The organism is Streptomyces sp. NPDC042638 (assembly GCF_040647235.1).
Lineage (GTDB): Bacteria > Actinomycetota > Actinomycetes > Streptomycetales > Streptomycetaceae > Streptomyces > Streptomyces rameus.
The window spans coordinates 1-2262 of sequence record NZ_JBEZBT010000146.1 but is presented as its reverse complement, the minus strand read 5'-3'; the positions used below and the strand labels follow the sequence as shown (position 1 = coordinate 2262).

The window sequence follows — 2262 nt, the reverse complement described above, 5'->3', positions numbered from 1 at the left end:
CCTCGGCCGCCGACACCCGGGCGTTCGCCAGCGCGGAACGGATCACACGCTGCTGGGAGGGGCCGTTCGGCGCGGAGAGGCCGTTGCTCGCACCGTCCTGGTTCAGGGCCGAACCCCGGACCACGGCGAGCACGGGGTGACCGTTGCGCTCGGCATCGGACAGGCGCTCCAGCAGGAGCATGCCCACGCCCTCGGCCCAGCCGGTGCCGTCCGCGCCTGCCGCGAACGCCTTGCACCGGCCGTCGGGCGACAGACCCCGCTGACGGCTGAACTCGACGAAGGCGACAGGGCTGGCCATGACGGTCGCCCCGCCGGCGAGAGCGAGTGTGCACTCGCCCTGCCGCAGCGCCTGCGCCGCCCAGTGCAGGGCGACCAGCGACGACGAGCACGCCGTGTCCACCGTCACCGCGGGACCCTCGAACCCGAACGTGTACGAGATGCGGCCCGAGGCGACGCTGCCCGCGTTGCCGGTCATCAGGTAGCCCTCGGACGCCTCGCCGGCTTGGTGGACCAGGTCACCGTAGTCGTGGTAGGTCAGGCCGCAGAAGACGCCGGTCTGGCTGCCGCGCACCGACGCCGGATCGATACCCGCCCGCTCCAACGCCTCCCACGACGTCTCCAGCAGCAGCCGCTGCTGCGGGTCCATCGCCAACGCCTCACGCGGCGAGATCCCGAAGAACCCCGGATCGAAATCACCCGCGTCGTACAGGAAACCACCCTCACGCGCGTACGCAGTGCCCTTGTGCTCGGGGTCGGGGTGGTACAGCGCCTCCAGGTCCCAGCCGCGGTCGGTGGGCAGGCCCGCCACCGCGTCACCGTCGTTCACGAGCAGCTGCCACAGCTCCTCGGGGGTGCGGACGCCGCCCGGGAAGCGGCAGCCCATGCCCACGATGGCGATGGGTTCGTCGGCGGGGAGGAGCCGTGCCGTCGCCGTCGCCGGGTTCGGCACGGCGGCCTGCTGCTCACCGTCCGTGAAGTCCGGGCCCAGCAGTTCGCCGACGATGTGTCGGGCGGCGGCGGCCGGGGTCGGATAGTCGAACACGAGGGTGGCCGACAGCCGCAGGCCGGTCGCCGCGTTCAGCCGGTTGCGCAGCTCCACCGCCGTCAACGAGTCGAAACCGAGGTCCTTGAAGGCACGCTCGACCGCGATCGTGTCCGTGTGGCCCAGCACGGCCGCCACGTTTTCGGCCACCAGGTCCAGCAACAGTGCCTCGCGCTCGTCCGGTGCGAGACCGGCAAGGCGCCGCGCGAGAGCGGGAGTCCCGTCGTCGGCACCGGCCGACTCCACGACCCGGCGGGCGGGCGCTCCGATGAGGTGCCGCAGGATGGCGGGTACGGTCCCGGGCCGCGCGTTGGCGCGCAGCACGGCGACGTCCATGCGCGTCGGTACGAGGAGAGCCTCGTCCGTCGTGTGCGCCACGTCGAACAGTGCGAGTCCCTCGTCCGCGGACAGGGGCGTCATGCCGAAGCGAGCCATGCGGGCCATGTCGACCTCGCCCAAGTGACCCGTCATGTCGCTGCGTTCGGCCCAGAAGCCCCAGCCCAGCGAGATCGCCGGAAGACCGTGCGCCCGTCGGTGCGCCGCGAGGGCGTCCATGAACATGTTGGCGGCGGCGTAGTTGCCCTGGCCGGCCGCGCCGAACGTCGCGGCGGCGGAGGAGAACAGGACGAAGGCCGTCAGCCCCAGGTCCCGGGTCAGCTCGTGCAGATACACGGCGGCGTCGACCTTCGGCCGCAGCACGGCGTCCAGTCGTTCCGGCGTCAGCGATTCTATGAGGCCGTCGTCCAGGACACCGGCCGCGTGCACCACTCCACGCAGCGGGCGGTGTGCGGGAACCCGTGCCAGCAGGCCGGACAGCGCATCGCGGTCCGTGACGTCACACGCCTCGAACGTCACATCGGCGCCCAACGCGGCGAGTTCGGACTCGAGTTCGTCCGCACCCGTCATGTCCCGCCCGCGCCGCGAGGCAAGGATCACGCACCTGACGCCGTGTTCGGCGACCAGGTGCCGCGCCACCAGACGGCCCAGCACGCCACTGGCACCGGTGATCAGTACGGATCCGTCGGCGTCCCACACGGCCGGTGAGACGGTGGGAGTGGCAGGAACCATCGCCCGGACCAGGCGCGGGATGTAGGGCCGCCCCTCCCGTACGGCGAGCTGCGACTCCCCGCCGGCGAGCACGGACTCCAGCGTGCCAGCGGACACCTCCTGTCCGTCCAGGTCCAGAAGGACGAACCGGTCCGGGTGCTCGGCCTGCGCCG

General features: G+C 72.1%; 1 protein-coding gene. It reads right to left on the bottom strand.

Annotated elements, in window-relative coordinates; translation table 11 throughout:
- On the bottom strand, window positions 1-2262 hold a 2262-nt coding region (locus AB0B40_RS38150), incomplete at both ends, for a type I polyketide synthase (protein ID WP_362268229.1).